The following is a 26284-nucleotide window of genomic DNA, read 5'->3' as shown; positions in this document are numbered from 1 at the left end:
CGAAGCGAACGCCTCGTTCTACGGGCAACGACCATAGTCACGGTAATCCTACAAATCTAGGATCTCGCTGGCATCGCCATCCACAAGCGCTCTCGAAACTAGATGAGCGCCTGACGGCGACTTGAGACCGGAGGTGGTTGACAGGGATTCCACCGCCGGCGCTAGCCGAAGCTCCAAGATCCTGCTAAGCCCTTCCGCCCGACTCTCCTCTGACATCTGCACGTCCAGATCAAGCAAGTCCGAGAGCATGTCCTGCTCCTCAGACGACAAGAGCATCGATAAGCGCAACCTAATATGACACGCGTTCTCTTTTGGAAAGGTCGCATCGCCTATTGCCAGAAGCCAGGCTGCCAGGTTGACATAGTATTGATGTCCATACTGAGATTTCTGCAACTCCACAACGACTATGGATTCTGCGGTTGATCGATACCACGAACCGGCCTTTTTCTGAAATCCCAAGTCTTTCATAAAGTCATTGAAAGACTTCTGCACAATGTTCACTACTTCGACCCTCCGTAGGTAACGACAGATCCGGTCCAACGCGGGCCCTTAGGATACATAGTATTCAGCTCGTCCACGTAGCCCTGAACCTGGCGTTGGCCCTGACGGATGGCTCTAGGGTTGTTGGGCTTTAGCTCTTGCACATGCCTGGTCTCTGCATTCAACGCGTCTACGCGCTTACCGCTCTTGAGCCTAAACTCCTTCACGTAGCCCGGCCCATAGTCCCAGTTCTTATGCATCTCTCGACCGCGCCTCGTGGCAGATGTCTCTCCATTGACTGCCCGATTTGCCGTCCTTGCGTCACCGGCCGCATCGGCTGCATTCTCCGCGTTCTTTGCGAACTTGGCGAGCTTGACGCCTGACCCGAGAGGAACTAGCGATGCCATGCCAGAGAGGGCGCAGCCAAGGGAAGCCTGGTGGCAGATTCCGGAAGCGTCGAGCCACGTGTCTCGTTCTTCAGGGCTGTCTGGGTATGCACTGGCGGGCATAGTCAGGGCGCATGCCATTGCGCCGGCACATCGGATCCCGAAACTTTCCGATCGCGGGATCTTGGCCGGGGGCAACTTAAGGGGCGGGGGCGGAGCCTGGCCACTTGCAGCGGTTTGGAACGACCATGCCGGCGCCGTTCCGGCCGGAGACGACTGAGGCGCCGAGAAGGGGGCCATAGGCGCGTACCAGGCAGGAGCCGGGGTTGGCGGGGAGCTCTGAACAGGCCGTCCGTTCTTTCGTACCTGCAGACCGGTGGTGGTCTCGACTCCCGTGATCCCATTGCCCCCCTCGATGATGAGGCCGCTTGGGTCACTGTTGGTGACGGGATCCTGACCTGCGTACTGATAGCCGTTGTACTGTCGCAAGTCGTCAATCGCGAACACTGGATCCACCGATAGGAACCGTCCGAGCACCGGGTCGTAATGACGAGCCCCCAGGTGAACCAAACCATTCTCTGTGGAGGTAGTAGCACCGGTGTTACCGAGCCATCCATGATCACCCAGCCACCCGGCGGCCGTTTTGCGGGGAACTCCGAAGGGGGTGTAACTGCGTGCTGCGGCGCTAGCTGCGTCCTCTCTGACTAGGTGGCTGGGGGTTCCTTGGTGGTCACCGGGAGTGAACCGGATGTCGCTGGCGTTGGTCCCAGCGCGTCGAATCCAGAACACTTCGCCGTTTGATTCGAGGTTGCGTCGTCCGCTGAGCGTGCTGGCTGATTCATCCCAAGTGAACTCAGTGGTGCCGAGGAAGAGGGTCTTATCGCCGTTGGGCTCTCGGCGGATGAGTACTCCCCCATCCGCATCGGGGACGTTTCGGGTGGGCGCGCTCTTTCCCTCGACCGTGACGTCCCTCAACGTGCCGGTTGGGTCCCACGAGATGAGGCCCCTGCTTCCGGTGGGCAGGGGCGTGCCAGTCGTATTGCCGGCGTCGTCATAGGTCAGCGCTGCAGAGGAAGACATCCCGGCGGATGTGGTGGTCCGCACGGAGGTGGCCCCATGGGGGCGAGCTGACGTAACGGATGGGTATGAGTAGGTGTCGGTTTCAGTCGCGGTGGCTGAGGTGTGACGCGTCTCGGTCTTTCGTCGCCACGCGCTGTCGTAGGTCCACTCGCTCCAGTAAGGAGAGGCCGTTCCGGTAGACCACGACGGGCTGGATCCACAGCTAGTAGTCGTGGAGGTCCATGCGGCCTCGAGACGGCCGTAATCACCGTGGGTGAAGCATTGAGTGTCGCTGCGGGTGGTGTTCCCAGGATTTTCGGTGATCTTGGTGACCTGCCCACCAGGCGTGTACGCATAGGTGCGCTTGGACAGTACTGGTTCGGCAGACCCGGCCACGACAGTGGTGTGATCGACCTGCTGCTCAGTCAGCCAATCAGTGGCGGGGTCGTACTCCCTAGTGAGGAGGGAGTCGTAGGCGGTTCCAGCGGAGCCGGCATGCAGACCGGTAGTCCGGCCGTAGGGGTCGAGCTCGACACTGGCCAAGGTGCGGATCAGGTCGGCCTGACCAGCCGGGACATCGATCGTCTCAAACTGCGGCTGGATCGGCCGATCCATCGCATCAAGCGCCTCAGCTGATCGGTCGGTGACGAGGTTCCCACCCTTGGGCAGATCGCTGTATCGCAGCGCACCATTGGGCCAGTACACGTGCTTGGTGACGTAGATGCCGTCCAGGCCCGTCTCACCCGCACCGATGATGGTGCTGGTCTGTGAGGGAGCGTAGCGATCGGTATACGCGTCTACCCGCTGGGTGTACCAGCGACCACCGAAGTACGACTCCGAGGTGTCGAGTTGGCCCTTTGCTGCAGAGTCGTACTCCCACTTCGCCAAGGCCGCGCCCGCCCCTGTCTCCACACGGCGTTTACGACCGAGAGAGTCGTAGGTCGTTACGAGCTGCTGGCCTCGGGCGTCCGTGGTGCTCGTCTGCTGCCCCAGGTCGTCGTATGTGCTCGTAGTTGTCCCCTTGTCGGGGTCGACGTTTCGGACGAGGTTGCCGAGCTGGTCGTATTCGTAGCTCCACTGCGTTGCGCTCGTGCCGTACCAGCGTCGGATCGAGGACAGGCGCTGCTTAGCGTCGTAGTCGAAGGTGGCCCGTACGCCCGAGGCTGCGGTGGTGTTATCGGGGTATGTCGTCAGCTCGACGCGACGTCCGAGGGGGTCGGTGCTCTCACGGGTGGCGAGCTGCCCCGCCGGGGGCAAGGTGAGGACACTGTCACCGTGATAGCTGGTGGTGGTGCTGTGCTCAAGCTGGGCCTTGTTGTAAAGAGCCACCTTGGTGGGGCGGCCCGCACCGTCGTAGGTGGTCTTGGTGCGCTTCTCGAGGTTGTCTCCCCCACCCACAGGCGCGACGATCGTCGCCTCGGGGTTGGTGCCGTCCTCGTACCACGGCCCGAACGTATCCACCTCCAGACCGCGGTTATCGCGGAAGTGCGATGTGATGAGCCGCCCCGGACGGGCGCCGCCTGTGGTGTCGAGGGACTCCGCGGAGGTCTGTGTCTGAACGTTGTTCATCAGCCCGTCAAGAAGGGCAGTCTCCACCTTGTGACCCAGCTGACCGAGGTGGTTACGGCTGCTCGTCGTTACGGACGATGGGCCGGTCCGAGACAAGGTGTAGCTGTACTGCGTAGACGGGGTCCCTGACGTCGAATCCCCCGGCAACCACACCTTGGTCACACGGCCCAGACCATCAAGAGCCGCGGTTGTGGTCTTGCCGTTGGGGTCAACCACCTTGGTTGACGTCCCCAAACCAGGAGAAAGTGTCCTCGTCGTCAGATGACCGGCGGCATTCGTCTCCGCAATTGTCGTCGTCGGCTCGGCGGTGGCAGGGGTGTACGTGGTGGTCGATCCATGGCCAAGGGCGTTCGTGACCTTTAGAGAGCGACCGTAGGAGTCGTAGGTTCGCGTGGACTCGGTGAACCAACCGGCGTCGTTGCGTCGCTTGACCATTGTCGGCAGGGCCCTGCTAGGTGCCGCCCCTAGAGTCGCGGACTGGTCATAGTAGGTCTGGGTCTCATCCATCAGCGTGGCAGTGGTCGCGACCGTTGAGCAGCCGCCCCCCCACGTCTTCACCGTCGCTGGGACTCCAAGAATGTTCGCTGCGATGTTCCGGGCATAGGTTGTCGTTGCGCAGGTCTCATCGCCCGTAACGCCAACGTCACCGACGTTGAGCACAGTTTCAGGAAGACCGTATGCGTCGTAGGTGGTGTCAACCCTGGTCCGCTGGCTCGTTGCGTCGTCAAGGAAACGCAGAGCGTGGGCCCTAACCGGGCCAGCTTGAATTGCGGGGTCACTGGTGGTTTCTGTGGTGCGGACCCGGGCGTACTCCGTGCGTGTGGCAGAGACCTTTGCTGCGCTAGAAGAGTCGCCGTTGTAAGTCACCGACTCGTAGAGATTGCCGACGTACGCCTCGTCGTCAGCAACCACGTCACTGACGCCGCCCAAGTCAGCGCTAGTCAACACACCGGTCACCGTCGACCCTGGCATCCCCTGGTAATACACGTTGATAGTTCGCTGAGCGGCGGCGGACCCAGGAGTTCCGACGACCGTCTCAACGCGTTCAAAACCGCGGGACTGAGAGTACGTTCGCAACTTGTCGGGCTGGATGACGTTGTCGTCCTTGTGCCAGGCCGGCTGGGTGTAGGTGTAGTGCGTGGACACCGGGGCGCTCATGTCGGCGTAGTTCCCCGTGGGTGAACCGACCCGGCCATCAGAGACGACGGACTCCACGGGGTAGGTGTGGAACCACATCGTCTCGGGGTCTCCCCCAGACTCGGGGACCATCTTCACCGGGTAGTTCAGCGTGGTGTTCGAGCTCACCGAGCTGGGCACGGTGTTGCCGGGGTCCTTGTACTGGACGCTGATCTTGCCGCCGGACTCGGTGATGATCGAACCGAGGCGGCGACGGTTGTACGCGGGGATCCCGTCCCCGATCCCGTCGACGCGGTTGGGCATGGCGTTCGTCGGGGAGAAGGTGATCGCCGGGGTGCTCACGGCCGTTCCGACCAGCCCGGTCCGGGTGATGCTTGACAGCCACAGCGCCGGCGGGCTGACATCTCCGCTGGCGGGGAAGGTGTGGGCCAGGGTGTACCGGTCGACACCCTGGTAGGCCCCGGCCGAGGTGCGGTACTGCGTCTCGATCTGCGTAAGGCGCTTCCGTGTGAAGAACGCGGGCGCGGTCTTGGTGTCGCCGCACGACGTCGTGGAGTTGCAGATGAGGTCCTGCGGGACGTCAGGCCAGGACCCGGCGGTAGCCGAGGTCAGGTTGGCTTCTGCACACGTCTGCGCCGACGTGGGCAGGCACCGCTCGGCGGTGGTGAAGACGACGCGCTGCTGCGCCGGCGCGGTGCTTCCGTCGCGCAGGCCGTAGTCGATGCGGGTCAGGTAGCCACCGCGGTCGTAGGACACGGACTTCGAGTCGTCGTTCTGCCCGTACCGGTTGGTCTCCTTGGCCCAGACGTACCGGGTGGCGTTGCCGTCGCGGTCGACGACGTACGACAGGTTCCACTGGCGGATCTGGTCGCACAGGCTCGAGGCGAAGCTGGTGGCGTAGCAGGGCTCGCCCGGGTGGTTTCCCGCGACAGGAACTGACAGCGCTGAGCTGGTCCCTGCCCCGTCACCGGTCTCGAGGCCGAAGTAGTACTGGGTGCCTTCGGTGTCGGTCAGACGCCAGTACTCAGACCCACCGGAGTCGGTCATGCGATCCAGGACGCTTCCGTCGTCCTCGCGCAGCTTCCACTTGTTGGTGGCGTTGCCGGATGAGTCAGTGACGTTGACCAGTCGACCCGAGCGGCCGCCGAAGGAGATGGACGCGTTCTGGCCGGCCCAGCACAGGTCGCCGGTCTTCTCGCTGTTGTTGTTCGACCCGCTCATGTCATCGACGCAGGCGCGGTAGTCCCGGGTGATCGCCCCGACGTTGAGGTCGAATCCGTCACCGACCCAGGACGCCTGGTTGTTCGTCGCGAGGGTTCGCCCGTCGACCGAGGCCGAGGAGTAGGACAGGTTGACGTCGGGAACGAGCCCGCCGGCTGCCGGGGGCATGCGCACCGGGTAGGACCATGTGAAGGCCCCGGACTGTCCGCCCGCTGCCCATGACGAAGCCGGTGACATCGGCGATGCGGAGAAGTCACCCGCGGCGGGGGCTCCTTCGGCAGACGCGGACGCGGTGGAGAACGCGACCTGCGTGACCTGCCGGGTCAGAGCCACCTCGACGACATCGCCGTCCTTGGTGGGCGACACTGTGAGCGGTTCGCCGTCGCAGTCGACATCTGCCACGCAGCTCGAGACGTCGCGGGCGACGACCCGACCGTTGAGGGTCGGCGTCGACCACAGCTTGGAGGTGTCGACGCGCAGCCGGCCGGTAACTCCCTCCTGCTCCCCCGCCCCAGCTGCGTCGTTCGCGCTACCTGCGTCATCGGAGATGGTCGCTACCACTCCCCTACGCACCGACTGCGACAGAGCAACCCTGGCCGGCGGCCGGCCCTTCTCCTTGGACCGGAACTCCACCGGCACGCCAGAGACCTTGCGCGGGGACCCGTCGCCGGCGACGACGACGGAGCTGGCCTGACCGGTCGTGATCTTCGAGGTCGTCGGCGGAAGGGTCGTCGGCGTCTCGGCGTTCGAGGGGTCGTACTGGGTCACGGGGGCTTGCGACGCCGGGCTGAACGGCACCGTGGTGGAGTCCACCGAGATGGCCTTGCGGTGCTTCTCCTGGGCCTTGGCCATCGCCTTGAACGACGCGTCGACGATGATGTCGCCGGTGCGCCCCGTCGCGGCCGCCGAGGCCGGAGAGGGCTGGGCGACGACGCTTCCTCCGGTGGCCACGACAGCGACCGCGGTTCCGCCGGCGACGAGCCGAGCGATGGTGTAGATCACGTGCTTGCTCATCAGTTGCTCGCCTTCGCTGCGGAGAAGACCTGGGACGGCGTAGCCATCCCCTGCCACGCTCGGACATCGTCAATGGGGCCGACCCAGCGCCCACGGACGCTCGAGGCGTGGGAGACCACGAGGGGCCCCCGGGTTGGGCGGATCGTGGCTGGTGCAGAAAGTGCGGGCGTGATGACCTGGTCGCTGGGCGTCAGGCTGGTGGACGATTCCCGCAGGGTGATCAGCTCCATGCGCGCTGGCTCGCCGGGCGTCGTACCCGAGGCCGGGACCGCAGCGCGGTATGACAGCGCCACATGCCACCAGCCCGAGGTGCGTGCCGGCGAGGTGGGCGCCTCGTCGCTCACGGCGAAGTCCTTCCCGTTCGGGTCGAATACCCGGCCGACGAACCGTCCTCGGTCGTAACCGATGTCGAAAGACATCTTGCTGCTCGACGACGGAGTGCCCGGCTCGGAGAGCTGAGCCAGCACCGTCCTGGTGGTATCGGCGTCAGCGTTGGAGACCTTCACCCATGCCGACGCGGTGAACCCCGGCACCCGGGACGGGTAGCCCTCCACCACGTTCCCGTCCTTTGTCGTCTGCGGCTCTTGGGCAGCGTGCGCGAGCACTGGTGATGCGTCCGCGACAGCGCTCTTGTCGCTGGTGCCGTCCGCAGCCAGCACGGAGGTGGTGGAGGTGGTGGGCAGACCGCGCGCGGGACGCACGACGTTCGCGGTCGCGCCAGATGACGCGAGGGTCAGCGGGAAGTTGAACTGGTCCTGAACCTGGTTCCCTTGCCACAGGATGGGGTCGCCTTCGATGCCGTCGGGGACCACGTTGTTGGTGCCTGCGGTCATCCCGTACAGGGCGGTCATCCCGTTGAGCGCCCCGTGGACGGAGACCCAGCCACTGGTCGAGCTCTGGTTGCCGGCTCGATCGCGGGCGAACGCCCTCAGCTCGACGCGTGATCCCTTGACCTCATGCGTGAGTTCCGTTGGTGTGCCGTCGGATGGAGTCCCCTCGGTGGTCGTGGCGTCGCCGTTGACTCGCCACTGGTACCTGATCTCGGCGGCGTCTGAGGAGGAGCTGATGCGGAACCGCTGGGTGGAGCCGATCGGCACGAGGTCGCCGCTGTCGTGACCGACGATGGTGATGGTCGGGGTAGACGGCGGGGTCTGGTCGACGTAGAACGGGCAGTCCGGGGACCAGCCGCTGGCCGCGCCGCTCTGGTCGACGATCCTCCACCTGGCGAAGTGCGTCCCGTCGGACAGGGTCTGGGGGATGCTCTTGTTCGCAACCTGCTTGTTGGTCATGAAGGTCGACGAGCCCGGGTCGAAACCGTCCTGCACCTTCTCGAGGGGGTAGGCGTCCCACCACTGCACCTCGGCTCGGACCTGGTCGGCGGCGTCGGGGTCGGAGGCCATGGCGGTGGCAGCGAAGTGTCCGTCGGGGTTGACGTACTTGCCCCACTGCGCAGCGTTCTGGCAGGTGCTGCCGGCGATGGTGAAGTTGTCGTCCCAGCCGGGGGTCGTGGGCTTGGTGTTGTAGTCGACGGCGAGCTTGGGTCGCTTCCAGGTGGTGTCGTTCTCTGGTCCGGCGAAGCGGAACCATCCGTCGTTCGAGGTCTCGTCCGTCGAGATCATCCCGAGGTTGAGGCGGTCATGACCTCCGTCGATCGCCCCGCGCAGCCCTGCGCCCAAACGCATCTCGGCGCGAAGACCGGCCCCGCTGTCCTGGCAGCCGTAGCCGGCCTTGCCGGTGAATCGGTCGAGCTCGTCGCCGACGACGGCCGGGCGGCTGTTCCACGTCGTGGTCCAGTCGAACGAGCCCGTGCGGTACAGCCTGACCGCGCCCGGTGCGCAGGTCGCGCTGAAGGTCGACCACGCCGACAGGTACGCGTTCTTCATCACCACGTCGTTCGACTTCAACGCGGAGGGGATGGAGAAGGACCAGTACAGCCGCTTGCCGTGGGTGCCCTCGTAGGAGTTGTAGCCCACGCCCTGGTCCTGGTCGGACCACTTGTAGTACTCCTGGTCGGGGAAGGTCTTGTTGACCATCGCCCACGTGTAGGCGAGGCGGTCCACGGAGGGGTCGATGACCACGGGGTACTCGGTGGAGGTGTCCTCCAGGAAGTCCGCCGACGGGGTCAAGGTCAGGGTCGCGGCACCACCGGAGCCAGAGGCCGACACCTCGACCGGCTCGACGCCCAGCGACTCGGTCGACGGAGTCACCTCAGCATCGTCGGAGGTGGTTGCCCCGCCGGAGGAGTCCCACATCGCCGCAGGTGCTCCCCGCAGCACGACCTTGTCGGAGTCGTCTCTAACGACCAGGGCGTCGTCGACGACGTCCATGGAGCCGCCGGTGGCCTGGGTCGACATCGCGATCGAGCGCAACGCCGGGTTCTGCGAGGCCTCGCGGTCCTTCACGACGAGCTCTTGCCGGAACGACGACCCCACCGCCGTCATCCGCAGATCCACACCCGGGTAGACCTCGGAGTAGGTCGCAACCGGTCCGTCAAGGACCGGGGTGGGCAAGGTAACGGGCATTGAGACAGACAGCGCGACGTTCTCGGCACCTACGCGCACGACCGGCGCGGTGCCGCCGGCAGAGAACGAGACATCCCCAGCTGACACCTTGGGACCAACTGAGCCGTCGGATCGGGTGACCAGAGTGAGGTCCACATCGGCCCACGACCCATCCTGCTGGCGCACCCTCTCGGGTGCCGCGGCGATCTCTGCGGTCTTCGACCCGTCAGGGTTGACGAAGAACTGTGCCGACTCCTCACGGAGGTCGACGAGCTCGACACGCTCCCCGGTCTGCTGCGCCTCCTCAAACGGGGTGGGTGTCGCATCAACCACAGAAGGCTCGTCAGCGACGCCCGTGGCCGAGGAGCCGGGTGCTGAACCGGCCACCAGAACCCCAGCTGCGCAAGCAGCAACTACCCAAGACCCCAACCGCTCCACGGACACGCTCCATGCTCAGCGGTTGCCCACATCCCCTGCAGAGTCCCCGCGCTGACTCGATCAGACAGAACGTAGAGGTACACCACAGACTATTCAGAGGGAATCATCAGTTTCCTGACGATATCCTTACTAAATTTACCTAATCCTTACCCATTAACGCCCCGCCGTCAGGGAGTTCGTGCTTCATCGCACCGTCGGGCGCCATCAGAGGTCCTACCCCCAGTCGAAGCGCACCTCCAGCGCTGACACCACGGGATGGCCTACCTTTCGCTGGTGGTGAACAAGCTGGCGCGGTGCGCCGTCGTCGGACTGTCCATGACGCTCGTGGGGTGCACTCAAGGGAACGCCTCGCCGCCGACGTCGGCACAGCCGACGTCGTCAACGGGGACGAGCACCCCGGCCCCTTCTGCCTCGAGCAGCTCACCGACACCGTCGGCGCTGCCGACGTACACGTGGAGCACAACTACCGGGAAGGCGAGCTCGAGCGCGCAAGACCACTGGGAGGGCTTCAAGTCGGCCTTTCGTACCAGCAAGAGAACCGGCGCCCGCACCGTCGCCACGGACGTCGACGGCGACCCGCGGCTGACCCCCACCGCTCTGCTGATCGAAGACGTCTGGTGGATCGAACGCCCCGGCCGCATGGAGACACGCTCCCGCGCCCGGGTACCCGGGACTGTCGACACGACGACAGGACTGCTGGTCGACGAGGCGGGACGGTGGGCCTCGCAGCCACCCAACCTCGAGGCTGAGGCGACGTGGAAAGCTGCCACTCCAGAAGATCTTGCTCTGCTCGACTTCGACGGCACGATCGACGGCGACCTCGCCCGGTTCATCGACAGCGTCAAGATCACCGGCTACGCGGCCGATCAGCCGCCTAGCGGGGACGGGGTCGTCGTCGAAGGGAAAGCGTCGCTGGCGCACCTCATACGCATCACCGGCGGTCGGTACTACTTCAACAGCACCGGGGTCGACCCGGACACGGTCCGCGCAACCGTGCCAGTAGCCGTGACTCTCACCCGGCAGGACTACTCAATCGATCTACGAGCCAAGACCCCTCTGCCATCGATCGGCGACGCCCAGCTCGACACCCTGCTCCAAACCTTCAAGTGGCTCGCCCTCACCGTCAACGCCCACGCCGCCGACGACGGCCGCTGGCCCACCCACACACAGAGCCCAGACGACAACGCCGCCTGACCCTGCTCAGCTAGCGCCCGTGTAGACGGCGCCCTGCTCGGCCATCAGCGCCCAGACTCATCCGGCAGAAGCAGACGCTCGATCGCGGCTCGGTCGTAGCTGCGGGTTCGGTGTAGCCGTCCGCGGCCGGTGGAGTCGAGATGGTGTGGGGTGATGACCACCAGACGAATGCCGTGGGCAGGGATGAGCTCGTCGCGACGCGCGTCGTAGATCGCCCTCTGAATGCCGCGGTGCACCCCACTGATCGTCAGCCGATCGGGCTTGTCGAAGTGGCGATTAGGTCGTTCGTGCTGAAGCTCGCGGTACTCCACGACCACAGCAGGGTCGGGCCAGTACGCGTCGACGGGCAATGCGACACGGCGACCCGTCCTGCCTGGATCACCCCGCAGCCAGTCGAAGCGATGCTGGCGAAGTGCGGGCTCCCCCAAGATCTGGTCACAGACGTCGATGACGTAGTCCTCGTCTCGGTCAGCGCGGACCACTCAGCAGCCCCTCCCCTTCCGAAGACCCGTCCAAGAACCTGAGACCGAACCCCTCGCCGGTCACCAGGACCCCTTCCTGGCAATCATCTCAACCACGACCGCCAGACGCCCCTGAGTGTGGCGGCGCACACGATTCCCCCGCGTTCGACTCTGCCACCTGCCACCCGCATCGACATGAAACGAATGCCCCGGAGGAGGAAGGGGATCAGCGGGCGCGCCGACATCAGTTGCCCATACGCTCGCCGGCATGCCGCCCCTCTTGCGCGAACGTCGAGAGCCCGTCGACCCACGATCGGCGATGCCGACCGTGCTTGACCTCTTCGGAGGTCGTATCTATCTCGACGACGTTGACTCAGTCGTTGATCTGCTCAACGGCCTTAACTGCGAGGTGACGGTGCACGTCGGGAAGTTCGTGGCGACTAGTGCAGACGACCTCCGGGACGCGACCGACTCAGAACTCGGTCGGGTCAGGCTGGTCGCCGTCCGCGAGGAGATTGCGACTCTCGTTGAGCTTCCGAATGGCCAGTGGGACTTCGTGGAGGAGGAGCCCACGGGTGCTACCGAGGACACGTTCACAGTCGACTTCGGAAACGGCACCGTTGAGGCGCACACCTTGTCAGCGCGACCTCAGCTTGAGGAGATCGCGGAACACGTCGACGAGCGGAGCCGTCACTGGGGGCGGGCCAACGCCGCACGTATCAGGGCCGCGGGGCTGCTTCTCATGGGGCTCACTACTGGCGGCGTCGCTGCCTTGACCCTCACATCAGACACGGTGCAGGTGTTCCAGATTGCGCCTACCTTCGTGCTGACCTTCCTGGTGCCTCTGGTTTGCGGGGCGATGTTTCTGTACCGCCCTAGGCGGGGGCGACCAGTCCACATCGAGCCTCTGCTCCGTCGAGAGGGGCGCCAGCACTCCCGTGACGCCAAGCGGGAACTCGTGGCCGGGATCACCGGAGCTGTCGTCGGTGCGGCCATCACAGCGGTGATCAGCCTGCTGGGCTAGTAGAACGGAGGTGGCGACCTGCAGGTCGACGCTCTGCCTCTTCCTGCCCTGCACTACTCGCCTTGACGTTCACTCGAAGATTGACATAACGCACCACAAAGACCACATTGACCGAAAACTCGTGACGCCGGCGGGCAATGGCACGGAACTCGCTCGTCAAACCTGTTGAGCGACGTCCTGCTACCCCTGCTCGAAAGTCGCCAGTCATCGACCTTGTGAGCAGCGCCGATAGTGAGTCGGGGTTTCGAACCTCGTCGAAGCCCTGGCAACCACTCCCCACAGGCTGCTCGAAAACGATCGTCACTGAGCAGGCCCAGAGCCACTACGGTGAGGAGATGACTCCAGACTTCTACCTCGTGTACCTGGCCAACGAGGCCAACCTGCGCAGGGAGCGAGTGGGCTCGAAGGAGGGTCGCGGAGTCACTCTCTTCTGCCAGGGGACGGTCATCACGGGACACGTCATCCCTGCGTGGCAATTCGCTGAGGACGCATGGCGGGAAGGCGATCGAGCCGACTTCGCCCCCTACGCCGAAGACCTGCGGGCGCAACGCGATGCGGCCCTGGAGGACGAGGAGTCGCTCGGGGAAGACGACCTGCCGAAGTTCCTGCACCTCGACTCCTGCCAGATTTTCCTGGGCTCTATGCCGGCACCCTCGACCCCCGGCGGGATGATCCGGGTTCGGCTCGAGGACGTGGGCGGCTTTGCCCAAGGTGTGCTGGAGCCCTCGACCAACTGAGCCCCAGGGCGGGCGGCATCTGACCTCCGCTACCGGGCGGGATCGCGATGACGTCCCGGCGAGATGTCGTGCTAACTAGTCACGCTTGCCGAAGTAGTAGCCGACAACAGTTCCAGCCAGAGCTATCAGCCCGGAGAACAGCTCGACGCCCCCGAGTTCCTTCATCTCCTCGACGGTGATCTGGCCGGTAAGAACACCTACAAGCATTGCCAGGTAGAGCACCGGCAGCCCGGCCACGGTGAAGCCAGTGACGATCAGACGGACGTGGTCGTCCTGAGCCCACTTCGTCGGCTTAGTGCCGAGGTACGGCTTGTCGGGCGGCGCGGGCTGCTCGTCTGCGATCTCATCGCTGGTGTGGTCAGTCATGACTGACCTCGACGAGAACCATGCAGAGCATGGGCGGCCCAGGGTCGTAGAACTCGACGTAGGTGTCGTAATCGGGGAGCGGCACCGGCGCGAGCGTCGTCCACGGCTCACCCTCCCCTGCCGGGACATCCTCTGAGATCTCAGCATCAAGGGCGCCATCTCCGTCGGGAGAAGCGCCCTTGGTGGGGTTGGGTGCTGCCATCCGGCAGTCGATCGAACCGTCGCCACAGGAGCAGTCCGGCCAGGCAAGGCACAGCTGCTGATGATGCTCGGGGGGGCCTCCGGTCATCGGAGCCTCCTAGGGGACTTAGTTACATCACTGGCATTTCGACCCTCAGGGTACGCCCAGGTCAGGCACGCACACAAGGTCCGGAGTGCGCCCTATGCACATCAGATGCACATCAGAGGAACATGTCGTGCTGTCCGGGTGTGCGCCGCGATGTGGAAGACATGCGGGCTTGGGGTTGTCCATACGAGTTACATCGGCGTACTCTAACCACATCGTCACCAACGACTTGACTATAACGACTGAGACTGATACCGGAGTCTCACTTGGTCTTTGGTGGCGACAGCCAACCATCCAAAGGAGAGCCCCGATGAGCGCCGACACCGCCGCACCGGCCGCCAAGCCATCGCGCGATGCTGGAGCGAGCTCCACGCGCCTGAGCGTCAACATCAACGCTCGGACGGCCAACGACCTGCGCCGACTTGCCCAGTCCCAGAACATCACCTACACCGAAGCCGTGCGTCGCGCGGTCGAGGTTCTGGCCTTCCTCACCGACGAGCGTGAGGCAGGCAACGCGATCCAGGTGGTCGACCCCAAGAACAAGACGACTCGAGAGATCATCACCCTCTGATCGGAGTCACGTTGTAGTCACGAGAAGGCCCCTAGTCCGCCGCTGGACTAGGGGCCTTCTCCTTCTACAGCCCTTCCGGAGCGCGACGAAGACCCCACGGCGCCTGCCGCAGGTCCGCGCCACCGGGAGAATGGACTCTGTGAAGCGCTACTCGCTTTTTGAGGCGCTGGCCCCGTTATGGCATGCGCCCTTGACTCGGCTCGGGATGCCTGAGGATCCCACCGGCGCGCAGGTGGCCGTCTGGCAGGCCAGCCGGCGGGCTTCGCATCGTCAATACGCGGTACCCGCTGAGGCGGTGCAGCTCCGAGCCGCTGGGCAGACAACGTCCTCGATCGCCGCGACACTCGGCATCAAACCCAGCACCGTCAGACACGGACTAGACCTCGCGGCCCTACGGCTCCTCACACCCTGGCTGGGCGACGTCCCTTCATGGCTGGTGGGCCGTGGAGACGGGCACCCCGACTCCGAGATCGCAGAGCTGTACGGCGTGCCGGAACACCTGGTGGGGATCGCCCTCGACGGCTGGCCGACGACCCGACCAACGCCCGACATGGTCGAGCAGGACGCGGTGGAGTTGTGGCGCGAGGGTGCCGAGCTCGACGACATCGCCGCGAGCGTGGGGGTCAGCGCCGACCTACTTCGCTCGTGGGTACGCGAGGGCTGGCTCCACCTCTCCCCCGCCCGCCTCACTCCGCTCGAGGTGACCCGGCGCTTTGGCTGGTCTCACAGCCTGAATCGCAAGTACCGGCTGGCCGGGCTACTGCCCGCACCTGACGGGGGAACTCGCGCTAACCCGTGGTGGTGGCAGGACACGATCGCGCGCGTCGCGCGTACCTCGTTTCGCCACCGATGCCCCGAGTGCGGGGCTCGGCTGGCTAGCGCCAAGGGCTGCGCGCTACATCGAGGACGAGCCCACCGTACGTCGTGATCTCAACCCACGACCGAAGGCCGGGAGGAGGAGACGGTGCCCCACTTTCGTGACCGCCAACCCCCTCCCGGGGCAACCAGCATCACCTAGCGGACTGGACTAGCGTCGGATGCGCGCCGGTTCACGACCGACGCAGGCCTCGCAGGACAGCCGCATCCCGCGAGAGCACACGATTGGGGTCGGACTCGACCGGGGCGACCGCGGTCGCCGACACGACGTCGACGCGCAGCTGCTCACCCTCGAGGGTGACCACCACAGCAACCCAGCGGCCACGGCCGCGGTCCTGCTCCCACCGCAGCAGCAGGCCCTGGCGAGGCTGCTCTCCTGGCTCCCCCGACGTCGGACGCACCCACACATGCCGCGGACGCTGCGGCGGCCACTGTTTGTGCCAGCGCGCCTGCCCCATCACATGATGGTCCCACAGCAAATCGAACACATGTTCGAGAGATCGGAACACGGTGCCTAACTGGGCACTGACCCCCTTCGCGTCCCGGCCACCGGATAAGTATCAAGGTCTGACCGCGTCCCTCTTCATCCGTAGGTAGGTGAACGCCCCTAGCGATGCGACCGACCAGCAGAGGTACAGAGCGAGGACCATCCCAGCACCTAGCAAGCTCCTCACGAAGCCCGAGTAGAGCAGCACAGCCGAGCCGCCGACCGTGACCACGAGGAGCACTATGGACGCCTTGATCCACCGCAGGTAGGCCTCGTCGGGGGTGGGCGCCGCATGGCGGCGCCAGAACTCAACCTCACGGCCGGCAATCTCGAGGGCCACCTCGCGCGCCGCCGACCCTTCGGGAAGCAGGCTGGCGACGTCGGCCGCAGCCCTGGCCCTGCGCCGTGCTCGGGAGTGTGCCGTCACGCCCTCGATCGAGACCAGGCCAAGGATGGCTGCCGGAACCCCGGCAAGGGCGGCTATGTCGACAAGTGCCACGTCACCCCTCCCCCTTCGTCTCCTCGTGCGCTGAGCGTTCTGCGTGCTGGCACGCACAACCTCGGTAGTCCTGCTGCGGGTGCTGGGTGTCGCAGCAGTCCTCGTGCTCGTTCTCACGGCACTTCGTGCAGACCATCGCTCTCACTCCCTGCGCTCGTCGTCGTGATCGGTCAGGAACGGGAAGGGGTCACCGCGACGGGTGGCCTCCACGGCCGCGCGCTGCAGGCGGGCGATCTCGCGGTCGCACGCGCTGTAGCCCTCGATATACCCGTCCTCGAACCCGGTGGCGCGGCCGGCTTCGTAGCCGGCCATGAAGATCTCCAGCTGCTCGGGAGTCATGGAGGTCGGGTCGTTGGCCCGCGTGCCGTGATCGACGACGTCGATCGGGTCGTCGTGGTGCTCCGGCGGTGGCTCGTGCGCCTCCTCGACGAAGGGGTCTACCTGGCTCACGCCGCTCACCTCCTGGTCTAAATGGTCGAGTTGGTCAGTGCAGTCAGTGCGGTCAGCGCACGAGACGGTTGGGCAGACGCGCCGGCGGGGTCGGCAGGTCGCCGCCGGCGGCCTGCCGGGTGCTCTGTACCGCGGCTGCGATCGCGTCGCCGCACCACGCGCTGTCGCTGGGGAACCGCCCCGCCTGCTGGTCAGCAGTGATGGCCTTGCGCATCCGGGCGACGACGTCAGAAGCAACGGAGAACGACCGTGTAGACCCCGAGCGCTGCGCGGACCGCTCCTGCGGCCGGGCGAGCTCGGTGCGCTCGTCGACGCTGCGGGAGGCGTGGGCGTCGATCGCGGTGCCGATCCACTTGGCGAAGGTGTCGGCCTCTCCCCCGAGCTGCCAGGCCGCTAGATAGGCCGCCTTGGCGTCGGTGAACTCCTGCGGGGTGACGTAGATGCCGAGCCGGGTCACCTGCCCGGCCCCCTTCGTCTCCCCCTTCGCTGGCGTCGCGGTCTTCGTCGCGCTCTTACGCGGTGCTGGGGTCTTCGCGGCCGGGGTCTTCGTGTCGGCCTTGGGGGCCTTCGCCGGCGCGGTGGCCACCGGCTCGAGGGGCTGCGTCGTGGGCTCGACAGGGGAGGCCGGCTCTGGCTCGCCGGCGATGGCGGCGCGGTTGCGGTCGCCGAGGGTGCGGCGCTTCTGGGGGCTCATCTTGTCTCCCTGGTCTAGTTGGTCGAGGTGGTCTTGATGGTCACGCGGTGCACGTCGAGGATCGGCGCGAGGGCTGCGGCGTAGTCCTGCGCGATGCCCGAACCGGGTGCGTAGACGCTGACGGGCTGACCGGAGGTGTAGGCGTCGCGTGCGGCGACGGCCTCGCGGATCGGGCTCGAGACCCGGCCCGGGTGGTCCTTGTTGAGCATCTCGACGACGTCGCGGTCGAGCAGACGGCGCGAGTCGTAGCGGGTGGGCACGATCCAGTGCACCTGCTGTCCCGGGTTGAGGATCCGGGCGACGCGCTCGTCGATGAAACTGACGAGGCGGCGCAGCTGGTCGTAGGCCTCGGTCTCGCACGCCACGGCGGCGACGACGACGTCGGCAGCCGCGAGGGCTGCCAGGGTGACCAGGCCCAGGGCCGGCGGGGTGTCGATGACGACGTCGTCCCACTCCCCCGCGACCTGTGGCAGCTGGTCACGAAGTGCGGTGACGACCTCGGGGCGCTGGTCCAGCCCAGCCAGGTCGTAGGTGCCGACGAGCAGGTCGACCCCAGGGACGCTCGGCGAGGGCACTGCGGCCTCGCGCACCGTTGCGTCCCCCGTCATCACCTCGGACGCCACCGCGACAACCTCGGTGTCGTCGTCAGCGCCGAGGCGGGTGGAGAAGTTGCCTTGCTGGTCGAGGTCGATCGCCAGCACCCGGCGTCCGCGCCGGGCCAGCTCTGCGGCGATCTCCGCCGCGGTGGTGGTCTTGGTCGAGCCGCCCTTGGACAGGGCGACGGTGTAGATGGCCACTGGTGACTCCTTGGTCTGCCGTGTCGATGTGGTCAGGTTAGGTGAGTTGGTCAATGCAGTCGAGCGTGTCGAGTGCGTGTCGTCGGTCTAACTGGTCTTCTGCGGCTCTTGGCTTCGTATCCTCGTGGGGTGCGTTCCGGTTGGTAGCCGGTCCGCCGTGTTGAGGCCGCACCCCCACCCTCTCTCCCCTGCGAGGGTCGGGGGTGCGGTCGACCACCTCAGGGCATCGCGGTGCAGTAGGGCCGGCACTCCTCCCCCGCCTCGGCTCCGCACTCCTCGCACGGCAGGTCCAGCGGGTCCCCGCCGTCCTCACCCTGGTCGTCGTAGACCTCGGGGTGCTGGTCGCCGTGCGCCAGCTCTTCCTCGCCGGCGTACATCATCGGACGGACTCCTCGCGCTCGGCGCGGGCGCGCACCGCGGCCTCGATCTGCTCGCGGGTCGCGATGCCCTGCTGCACGAGCATGGCCTCGAGCACTGCGACCGCCTCCCATGCCTCCGCGTCGCCGTAGAGGACGACGTCGTCGACGATGTCGCGCTGCCGCCGGGCGAGGTTGGCCATGCCCGGGCAGATCGCCAGGCGCACGACCGCGCAGGACGCGCGCCGGATCGCCTGCCGCCGCTCGGCGGTGATGTTGTCGGGGAACCACGTCATGGGGTGCCGCCTGCTGGGTCGTGGGGTGGTAAGTCCCTTGGTCTGCCGTGTTGATAAAGTCAGTCTAGTCTAGTTGGTCAATACTGTCTAGCGTTTCACTCGGCGTAGGTGAGGGCGGTGCACTCGCACGTCATCGGGCCCAGGCCGTAGGTCTGCCACTGCGTGGCGTCGTCATCGGTGACGGGGGAGAGGACGGCTCCGCCGGTGGTGACCCCGGTGAACAGGGCGCAGGACCCGGCGCAGCGGATCGTCGCGCACACGATGCGGTCGTGCGCGAAGTAGAGGACCCCGGGCCGCAGGACCGGCGCTGCCCCCTTCGCGTTGGTCTGGCTGGTCTGGTTGGTCGAAGGGGGAGCGGCCTGGCAGCGGGTGCAGGTCCCGCGCTCGTCGAGCTCTGCGGGGTCGACGAACGCGCCGCACCCTTCGCAGATCCCCCACCCGTTGTGGGTCGGTCGGTCGGTGCCGTGGTCGATGGTGCTCATCTGGTGCTCCTTCGTGCTGTGGTCGGTGGTTCGGGGGAAGGTGGGTCCTACGCGGCTGCGTGCTGCTCGTCCTGCTCGTCCTCGCCGTCGAGGGCCTGGGAGAGGGTGTGCACCGCGGCCAGGACGCGAGAGGCGGTGCTCTTGACGACGTCGCTGTCGGCGCGCTCTGCCCAGGTGGCGACGTAGCCGGTGCTGTACGCGCTGCTGTCGAGCCCGAGGAGACCGGCCAGGACGTAGGCCACAGACTCGGCCTCAACCTCGCAGCGGCCGCGGTGGCTCAGGTACTCCTCGACGCCGTCCTCGAGGTGGCCCAGCGCGATGTGCGCGGCCTCGTGCAGTGCGGTCTTGGCCTGCTGGGCGGGGGAGTTGCGTGCCTCGATGACGACTCGCACCGGCTCGCCGTCCTGGCCGGCGGGGCTGGTGTAGCCGTTCGCGCCGTTGGAGATCTCCTGGAAGTCCACGACGACCCCGGTGGCCGTCAGGTGTGCCACGACGCGGCCGAGGATGCCGTGGACGTCCTCGCCGGCCAGGGTGTGGGTAACGGTCGAGGTGTCCTCGTGGGCCTCCATGACGTCGGTCTGGGCGATGTCGAAGACGCTGACGGGGAAGAAGACCCGACGCTTGCCCGCGGGCGCCTGCGGGCCGTCCTGGGCCGCGTTGTCGCCCGTGCTGGCCTTGTCCTCGTCCTGGGCGCTGACCTTGACGGTGCCGGTGCCGAGGATGCGCACGCCCCGCTCGCCCTTGCGGACCTGTCGCCCCTTCGCCTGCCAGGCGCGGTACCCGGCGACCTGGGTGGCCTCGGGGCGCTGCATCCAGATCAGGACGAGGTTGGAGAAGGAGTATTGGTGGAAGGAGGCGCAAAACGCCAGGTAGCGGGCCCACTGCTGCGAGCCGCGCAGGGCCTCGACGCCGTCTGCGAGCTGCTGGTGCAGAGCCTCCATCTCCTCGCGCTTGCTCTCGGCGGTGCGGGCCTTGCTGGTGCGCTTCGTCGCGGTCATCGGTGCCTCCTGCTGGGTCGTGGGGTGGTAAGTCCCTTGGTCTGCCGTGTTGATACTGTCAGTTTAGTCTAGTTGGTCAATGTTGTCTAGCGATTCACCCCGTGGATCTCGCCGGTGAGGTCGAACCCGCCGAAGGGGGAGCGTCCTGGGACGTGGCGGGTGCCCATGCTCGTGCGGGTGGTGCGGATGGGGGCGCCGGGGTGCTGACGGTGGGCGGGGTAGTTCTGCTCCACCCACGCCCGCGCGGCCGCGAGGCTCTGGCGGGTCGGGTTGGACAGTGCGGCGCTGATCTTGTGGGGCATCAGGGGCAGGTCGCGCCAGTCGGGGACGGCGTGGTCGTGCATGGCCTCCACGGCCGCGTTCTCGCTGTCGGTGACCTCGTGCCAGCGGCAGGGGGTGCAGTTGGCCTGGTAGAGCAGCGCGCCGGGGCCTTCGTGGCCGTGCTCGGTGCGCAGGTCGACGCTCAGGACGTGCAGCTCGTGACCTTCGATGGTGAGCGGCTGGTGGCAGATCGCGGGGGACCACATGTTGCTGCGGCTTCGGCATGCGCTCTGGCCGTTCTCCAAGATCCATCGCTGCATCGCGGCGGCGTGCTCTTCGGGGGTGCGGTAGTCGAGCGTGAGGTGCAGGGGGCCGCCGGTCCATGCGGGGGCGGCGTCGAGCTCGGCCTCTCGGATGAGTGCGTCGATGTCGAGGGTGATCTGACCGGGGACGTCTACGTGGTCCATGCTGTCTCCTTGGTGTGTGTGGTCAATGCGTCTAGAAGAGGGTGCCGGGGTTGCCGTCGCCGTCAGCGGCGATCATGTCGGGGTGGGGGTCGTTGGTGCCGTAGCCCTGGGTTCCCACGACGACCTGCCAGCGCTCGGGCCATTCCTCGACGTCGCGGGTGACGGCGTGCATGACCTCGTCTTGGTGCTCGGGGCAGGCCGTAGCCCAGGAGTCGACGACGAACGCGCCACGGGTGAACACCTCGCCGTGGATCTTGTGCCACACGCCGTGGTCGCGGATCGCATGCGGTTGTCCTTGGCGCAGTCCTCGACGGCGCAGGTGCCCTGGGTGCGGGTCGTGATGTTCATGCTGTCTCCTCGGTCTAGTTGGTCACAGGTGACGCCGGATGGGGACTGGCCCGTTGGTCTGCTGCGGCCCAACCACCCCCCGCCCCCGCCCCCGACGTTTGTCCCCGTCGCGGGCGCAGAGGCGACCCACGTCAACCCCGCAGGGGATCGGAGGAGCCAAGCTCTGGCGCGAAATAAGCGGAGCGACGAAGGAGCGCAGCGCGTGCCAGAGGTTGGTGGGGGAGAGGCCGGCGCAGCCGGCTTGACCTGGGTGCCGAGCCCGCAGAGTGGGACGTCGGGGGAAGGGCGAGAGGTGAGTCAGCTCGTGGACGCCGTCAGGCGGCCTCTGCTTGGTGTCGTGATCGGGGCTCGATCCCGACGAAGGGGAGCCTGCCTGGGGTCGGGCTAGCTGCGACCCGGAAGGGAGCCGGTAGACCGTGCGATCGCGGCAGGTCGCCTCGTGGCGTCGATGTACTACGCGGTGTCGACCGTGTTGTCGACGTTGCGGACGAGGTACATGACGAGGATGAACCTGGCTTCTTGGCAGCCACCTCGTGGAGCTTCCGAGTGGCAAGTCCTCGAGGAGGATGAACCACGGCGGGGGCTGACTGTGGAACATCAACCGGTGTCGCTGAGTGCTGGTGGTCCACCGCTGACGGCTAGAGCAGTAGTCGCTGAGACAGGGTCGTTGAGCCTGCGTTGTCGGTGGTGGCCGGTAGACCTGTACCACTGGAAGAGGTACTTCGAACCCTGGTCCGATGGGACCGTTACGTTGGACCCTGGGTCGGTAAGTCCCTACTATCGAGGTACCTAGTCAACGCCTAAGCACGTAAGTAGCTAAGGGCGTAATGACGGAAGTAGCGGTGAGGACCAGGTGCTGCAACACCAAGCCCTCACCGCCACGACCGGCTGGTTAGAGACTCTTGTAGATGTCCCAAGCCAGCTTGATGAGAGAAACACCAGCAGCGAACCACTGCGCGGCGGTCCCGAGATTCTCGGGGCCGCCGGTGTTGTTTGGCGGCTTCTCTCGCTTACGACGGCACAGCTTCGGCGTCGCCATAAGCAACCACCTTTCACTCTCCGGAGCCTCTGAGCGGTCCGGATGCCGATGGGCCTCCTCGTCCAGGTCCGAGGTGGCCAACAGAGTGAATTTGGCGGGTGGTTCTAATCGTAAAGGTTCACGTCGACAACGCCTGGGTACCAGCGGTCCAGCCAGTGGCAGAGGCTGTCCCGAAGACAACGGTAGTCGCTCTAGGTGACACCCCAGCCGTATGAAGTGGACTCAGGGGCGGTGGTGCCTGTTTCCGGGCGACACGCCGGAGTAGCGCGGCCGCGACTTGAGACGATCGGGCGCTGACGGCGATCTGTTCGTCAGCCGGGTCCGCTGGTGGCGGTCTGCCAGCACGGGTCGCAGACGGCCGAGCCGAGGGGGCTGGCCAGTCGGGCGACGACGGTGGGTCCTGGTCGGCGGCAGGCGACGCACACAGTGGCGGGGGGCTCGTAGTCGGTCAGCGCGAGGTCACGCTGCTCGATCTGGACCGGGGTGGCCACGCGGATGCGCGGCGGGCACGTCGGGCACTTGCGCAAGGTGACCCGTCCGGTGATGGGGTCGGGGTCGCTGGTGAGCCATCCGTAGCCGTCGCAGCCGGCTTGGCCGCACGGAGTGAGCCACGGCGGGGCCGCGGGGTCGGCGCCGACGTCGACGGGCTCGTCGGGGACCATGTGCTGCGTCAGCCAGCGCACCCACCCTCCGGGGGAGGCGATCTGCTGCGAGGACGTGGGCCAGCGGTAGCGCAGGCTCATCGCGACGGCGCGGGCGGTGGCGAGCCAGTGCTCGGGGGTCCATCCAGCGTCCTCGAAGTCGGCCAGGGCCGGCGCGGTCATCCGCGGCGAGAGCCGCGGGCCGTCCTGGTGCTTCGTGGTCGACCATCCGAGCAGGGCGGCGATGCCGCGTGCCAGCTCCTCTCCACGGATGGGGGTGCGGCGTCGTCGCGGCCGCCCTCCTTCGTCGCGGCGTCGCGCGGAGCGCGGCTGCTTGGTCGAGCGGAGCGAGACATTGTCGTGGCTGCAAGTCTCCCTAGGTAGAAGGTGAGTTTTCTCGAAAGGCTGGCCCCTACGGGGTGGGGATGCGAAAAGCCCCGTCGGCGGCTCGTCAGCGGCCGCCTGGGAGCCCCGCGCGGCGTCGGTGGTGTCGTTGTCCACAGGGTCGGTGATCGGCTCCTGAGGGCCGTCCTGGGGCTCCTGGGTCGCGATCGCGACCCAGGGCGCGAGCCAGTCGGGGACGTTGAACGCACGAAGGGGAGTGATGCCGCGCTGTCGGCACCGGGTGCCGTCAGGCATCCGATGGCCCTGGCGCACGGTCAGGCGCGCGCTCTGGTGCAGCGGGCGGGCGCGGCGGATCTCGCGCAGGACGTCGAGGCGGCAGGTGGCGAAGCGCCAGGCGCGCTGGACCTTGTCCTCGGAGCAGCCGGCCTGCTGGGCAACCCACCGCTTGTAGGCGCGCACCGCGCGGCCGGTGGCGGGGTGGGCCTGCGCGGCGGTGATCGCGATGATCTGCATGAACGCGTCGAGCTTGATCGCGTCGTTCTTGTTCGGGCCGGTCAGGGCCTCGGGGTAGTGCTCGAGGTAGAGCCGCAGCCCCGCCAGGAACGCCTCGCGGGACGTCCACGCGCGCACGTCGGCGTAGCAGCCGTCGTCCTCGGCGATCTCGAAGCGGATGGCCTCACGGGCCTCGTCGGCACCCTCGACCGGCACGGGTGTGCCAAAGGGCACCCAGGGGCGCTTGGTCCACCGTGAGGCGACCTCCGCGGCGACGACGGGCGACGGGGCGGCGCGCAGGGCCGCTCGGCGCGTCGGGGAGAGACTTCCTGGCGCATCTGGACGTGCGTGTTCTACAGTGGGCAGCACAAAGCCACCTACCTCCTTGACCAGAGGGTTGGTTCACAGAGACCGAGCTGGTAACTCGGTTTCGACTCGAAGGCCCCGGTTCCCGCCGGGGCTTTCGTCATGTCAGGGCACTGCCCTGATCAGGGGTTCTAGGCGCTCAGGCCCTCCAGTGGCCGCTGGCCGGTGGCGCGGCCGCCGACAGGCTTGGAGGGGTCTGCGTCGAGGAGCTTCCAGTCCGCGTACTGCTGAACGGTCATCCCGAGCTCGTGGGCTCGCCGCTTGAGCTCGGCGCGACCGTCGAGGGAGAACCGCAGCAGCACGGCAGCGGAGCGATCCGGGCTGCGGTGGGCGTTCGCTGGAGTACTCATGGGGAGAACCTAGGGGCGTGGCTAGCCAGATAAAGCGACGTGGGCGGCGTGTCGCGGCGATTTCTCACGATGACGGGGTGACGTCCGGGCCGTAGGCGCTGCCGGTATCGGGCTCGAGGGCGTAGATGCGCTGGGCCTGACCGGTGCTGGCGATGATGAGGCCGCGGTCGCCAGCGGTGGCAACGGGGATGCCCTGGGGGTCGACGTCACGGCCGCCGGGGATGCGTTGGGCGGGCTTCATGCGCTCGGCGCGGTAGCCGTCACCGGCTGTGCTCCATGCGGCTTCGTCGGTGATCTGGGTGGTGGACCAGTCCTCGGGCAGTGCCCGGATGGTCCCGGTCTCGGACTCGATCGCGGTGGTGCCGGCGATGGCCCATGACCCGTCGGGGGAGGCGGCGAAGTCGTCGGCGTCGACGTCCTCGCTGATGACGAGGGACCAGGCCGGCTCCATGCTCGACTCGGTGGCGTAGCCGGTGAGGGCTGTCTGCCCGCGGTCTTGCCAGGCGTAGATGAGGGTGCGGCCGGCGACACCGACGACGCCGACCGGCGTCGCCTTGGGACTGGGGGCCTTCAGCTTCTCGGGGGATGGAGCGGTCTGCTCGCTGGTCAGGGTCCACCACCGGCCGCTGTCATCGGCGGCGAGGACGGCCGCGTCGTCGGTGGCGACGAGGGGCTGGGCTCCCGCGGGCAGCACACGCTGCTGCAGGGCGTCGCCCTGCAGCACGAGCGCGGTGAGCGTCTCGGTGCTGGCCAGCAGCGGGATCTTCGAGGTCGGGACGAGCGTGAGCCCAGGCTCGGAGATCTCCAACGTCGTCGGGGTGGGCTCGGTGATGCTGTTGGGCCAGATCGTCAGGGCGTCGCCGGTGGCGACGGCGATGCCTTCGCGTCCTTGGTAGGCCACCTGCTGCGGCGCACCGGTGACCCGGTTGTCGATCGGCACGGTCCACAAGGTGGCGCCGTCGTCGGGGCGAAGAGCTGCGAGCTGGGCGCTCGGGCCGTCGTCGAGGGTGGCAACGACGGTGGAGTCGGTGACGAGCAGCGGTGCGCCGTCGCTGGGCACGTTGATAGCGGGGGAGACCCACGCGGCGCGGCGTGCCCACCCGGTCACGGGGACGACGGGTGCCTCGCCGGCGGGTGCCGCGACAGGCGCGGTCGCCGTGGGCGGGTCTTGGTGGGCAGCGATGTACCAAGCGCCGCCAAGGCCCGCACCGGCCAGGGCGAGGGTTCCGGCGGCGATGGCCGCGACGACGGAGCGGCGCATACCGGTGCGCTCGGGCTCGGGGGTGGTGTCGAGGTCCCAGGTGCGGCCGTCGGCGTGCACGACCATCGGCCAGGTCTTGCCGTCGACGTCGGTCGCGGTGACGCGCACGGCGCGCATCGGACGAGTTGCCGCCGCGTCCTGGGCGTGGCGCATCACGCTGTCGATGGGGGCGTCGACGTCGACGTCGACGTCGGCGCCGTCGACCTCGCCGGTCACGGTGCCGTCCTCGGTGCGGTTGAGGCGGACGTTGACGATGGGGAAGGCCGGGACGCTGCGCGGGTCGAACTCTTCGCGGGTCTCGCCGTTGTCTCCGATGGCGGTGGGGATCGTCATGG

25 protein-coding genes are annotated in these 26284 nt (G+C 66.9%); 5 read left to right on the top strand and 20 right to left on the bottom strand.

Annotated features, from left to right (window positions below):
* Positions 1–48 precede the first annotated feature (48 nt).
* From LIV55_RS16730 to LIV55_RS16720, 3 genes are read right to left on the bottom strand one after another with little or no spacing between them, the layout of a single operon-like run.
* Positions 49–501, bottom strand: coding sequence for a DUF4304 domain-containing protein (locus LIV55_RS16730; protein WP_229301120.1), 453 nt, complete (start codon positions 499–501; stop codon positions 49–51).
* On the bottom strand, positions 501–6866 hold the full coding sequence (locus LIV55_RS16725) for an RHS repeat-associated core domain-containing protein (RefSeq protein WP_229301118.1): 6366 nt from the start codon (positions 6864–6866) through the stop codon (positions 501–503). The genes LIV55_RS16730 and LIV55_RS16725 overlap by 1 nt, the downstream gene beginning before the upstream one ends.
* The gene (locus LIV55_RS16720) at positions 6866–9700 is read right to left on the bottom strand and encodes a hypothetical protein (protein ID WP_229301116.1); all 2835 of its coding nucleotides are present in this window, start codon (positions 9698–9700) and stop codon (positions 6866–6868) included. The genes LIV55_RS16725 and LIV55_RS16720 overlap by 1 nt, the downstream gene beginning before the upstream one ends.
* A gap of 378 nt (positions 9701–10078) precedes the next feature.
* Here LIV55_RS16720 and LIV55_RS16715 point away from each other — a divergent pair, with 378 nt between their 5' ends.
* On the top strand, positions 10079–10999 hold the full coding sequence (locus tag LIV55_RS16715) for a hypothetical protein (protein ID WP_229301114.1): 921 nt from the start codon (positions 10079–10081) through the stop codon (positions 10997–10999).
* Between the two features lie 44 nt (positions 11000–11043).
* Here LIV55_RS16715 and LIV55_RS16710 read toward each other — a convergent pair whose 3' ends face one another.
* A complete protein-coding gene (locus tag LIV55_RS16710; RefSeq protein WP_229301112.1) occupies positions 11044–11481 on the bottom strand; it encodes a hypothetical protein in 438 nt (145 codons plus the stop codon).
* A gap of 247 nt (positions 11482–11728) precedes the next feature.
* Here LIV55_RS16710 and LIV55_RS16705 point away from each other — a divergent pair, with 247 nt between their 5' ends.
* On the top strand, positions 11729–12484 hold the full coding sequence (locus LIV55_RS16705) for a hypothetical protein (protein WP_229301110.1): 756 nt from the start codon (positions 11729–11731) through the stop codon (positions 12482–12484).
* Positions 12485–12819: 335 nt separating this feature from the next.
* On the top strand, positions 12820–13221 hold the full coding sequence (locus tag LIV55_RS16700) for a GvpU-like protein (RefSeq protein ID WP_229301108.1): 402 nt from the start codon (positions 12820–12822) through the stop codon (positions 13219–13221).
* 75 nt (positions 13222–13296) lie between these two features.
* On the opposite strand, the gene LIV55_RS16695 is transcribed toward LIV55_RS16700, so the two are convergent.
* Positions 13297–13587, bottom strand: a complete 291-nt coding sequence (locus LIV55_RS16695) for a hypothetical protein (protein ID WP_229301106.1) — start codon at positions 13585–13587, stop codon at positions 13297–13299.
* Positions 13580–13789, bottom strand: a complete 210-nt coding sequence (locus LIV55_RS16690; RefSeq protein WP_229301105.1) for a hypothetical protein — start codon at positions 13787–13789, stop codon at positions 13580–13582. Before LIV55_RS16690 ends, LIV55_RS16695 begins: the two co-directional genes overlap by 8 nt.
* Before the next feature lie 394 nt (positions 13790–14183).
* On the opposite strand from LIV55_RS16690, the gene LIV55_RS16685 reads away from it, so the two are divergent.
* A complete protein-coding gene (locus LIV55_RS16685; RefSeq protein ID WP_229301103.1) occupies positions 14184–14444 on the top strand; it encodes a CopG family transcriptional regulator in 261 nt (86 codons plus the stop codon).
* Between the two features lie 139 nt (positions 14445–14583).
* The gene (locus LIV55_RS16680) at positions 14584–15372 is read left to right on the top strand and encodes a hypothetical protein (RefSeq protein WP_229301102.1); all 789 of its coding nucleotides are present in this window, start codon (positions 14584–14586) and stop codon (positions 15370–15372) included.
* 121 nt (positions 15373–15493) lie between these two features.
* On the opposite strand, the gene LIV55_RS16675 is transcribed toward LIV55_RS16680, so the two are convergent.
* From LIV55_RS16675 to LIV55_RS16610, 14 genes are all read right to left on the bottom strand, one after another.
* Complete coding sequence (locus LIV55_RS16675) at positions 15494–15829, bottom strand: hypothetical protein (protein ID WP_229301100.1); 336 nt, start codon at positions 15827–15829, stop codon at positions 15494–15496.
* A 51-nt stretch (positions 15830–15880) separates the two neighbouring features.
* Complete coding sequence (locus LIV55_RS16670; protein WP_229301098.1) at positions 15881–16306, bottom strand: hypothetical protein; 426 nt, start codon at positions 16304–16306, stop codon at positions 15881–15883.
* A 141-nt stretch (positions 16307–16447) separates the two neighbouring features.
* Positions 16448–16765, bottom strand: coding sequence for a FliH/SctL family protein (locus LIV55_RS16665; RefSeq protein WP_229301096.1), 318 nt, complete (start codon positions 16763–16765; stop codon positions 16448–16450).
* 43 nt (positions 16766–16808) lie between these two features.
* Positions 16809–17450 carry a hypothetical protein gene (locus LIV55_RS16660; protein ID WP_229301094.1) on the bottom strand — a complete coding sequence of 214 codons (642 nt, stop codon included), beginning with the start codon at positions 17448–17450 and terminating at the stop codon, positions 16809–16811.
* A gap of 14 nt (positions 17451–17464) precedes the next feature.
* On the bottom strand, positions 17465–18247 hold the full coding sequence (locus tag LIV55_RS16655; protein WP_229301093.1) for a ParA family protein: 783 nt from the start codon (positions 18245–18247) through the stop codon (positions 17465–17467).
* Positions 18248–18465: 218 nt separating this feature from the next.
* The gene (locus LIV55_RS16650) at positions 18466–18627 is read right to left on the bottom strand and encodes a hypothetical protein (RefSeq protein WP_163562515.1); all 162 of its coding nucleotides are present in this window, start codon (positions 18625–18627) and stop codon (positions 18466–18468) included.
* Positions 18624–18899: a hypothetical protein gene (locus tag LIV55_RS16645; protein WP_229301091.1), complete on the bottom strand. Its 276-nt coding sequence runs from the start codon at positions 18897–18899 to the stop codon at positions 18624–18626. Before LIV55_RS16645 ends, LIV55_RS16650 begins: the two co-directional genes overlap by 4 nt.
* A gap of 95 nt (positions 18900–18994) precedes the next feature.
* The gene (locus LIV55_RS16640; RefSeq protein ID WP_229301089.1) at positions 18995–19381 is read right to left on the bottom strand and encodes a hypothetical protein; all 387 of its coding nucleotides are present in this window, start codon (positions 19379–19381) and stop codon (positions 18995–18997) included.
* Positions 19382–19428: 47 nt separating this feature from the next.
* Positions 19429–20379, bottom strand: a complete 951-nt coding sequence (locus tag LIV55_RS16635) for an ArdC-like ssDNA-binding domain-containing protein (protein ID WP_229301088.1) — start codon at positions 20377–20379, stop codon at positions 19429–19431.
* Positions 20380–20465: 86 nt separating this feature from the next.
* Entirely contained in the window at positions 20466–21107 is a 642-nt protein-coding gene (locus LIV55_RS16630) for a DUF6349 family protein (protein WP_229301085.1), read from the bottom strand.
* Between the two features lie 31 nt (positions 21108–21138).
* Positions 21139–21279, bottom strand: coding sequence for a hypothetical protein (locus LIV55_RS16625; protein ID WP_229301081.1), 141 nt, complete (start codon positions 21277–21279; stop codon positions 21139–21141).
* A 1526-nt stretch (positions 21280–22805) separates the two neighbouring features.
* Entirely contained in the window at positions 22806–24206 is a 1401-nt protein-coding gene (locus tag LIV55_RS16620) for a hypothetical protein (RefSeq protein WP_229301080.1), read from the bottom strand.
* A 263-nt stretch (positions 24207–24469) separates the two neighbouring features.
* Complete coding sequence (locus tag LIV55_RS16615; RefSeq protein WP_229301079.1) at positions 24470–24688, bottom strand: hypothetical protein; 219 nt, start codon at positions 24686–24688, stop codon at positions 24470–24472.
* 64 nt (positions 24689–24752) lie between these two features.
* Positions 24753–26282: a hypothetical protein gene (locus tag LIV55_RS16610; RefSeq protein ID WP_229301078.1), complete on the bottom strand. Its 1530-nt coding sequence runs from the start codon at positions 26280–26282 to the stop codon at positions 24753–24755.
* Between the last annotated feature and the right edge of the window lie 2 nt (positions 26283–26284).

Source organism: Janibacter melonis, from assembly GCF_020567375.1.
GTDB classification, from domain to species: domain Bacteria; phylum Actinomycetota; class Actinomycetes; order Actinomycetales; family Dermatophilaceae; genus Marihabitans; species Marihabitans melonis.
This window is presented reverse-complemented; position numbering and strand designations above follow the sequence as displayed.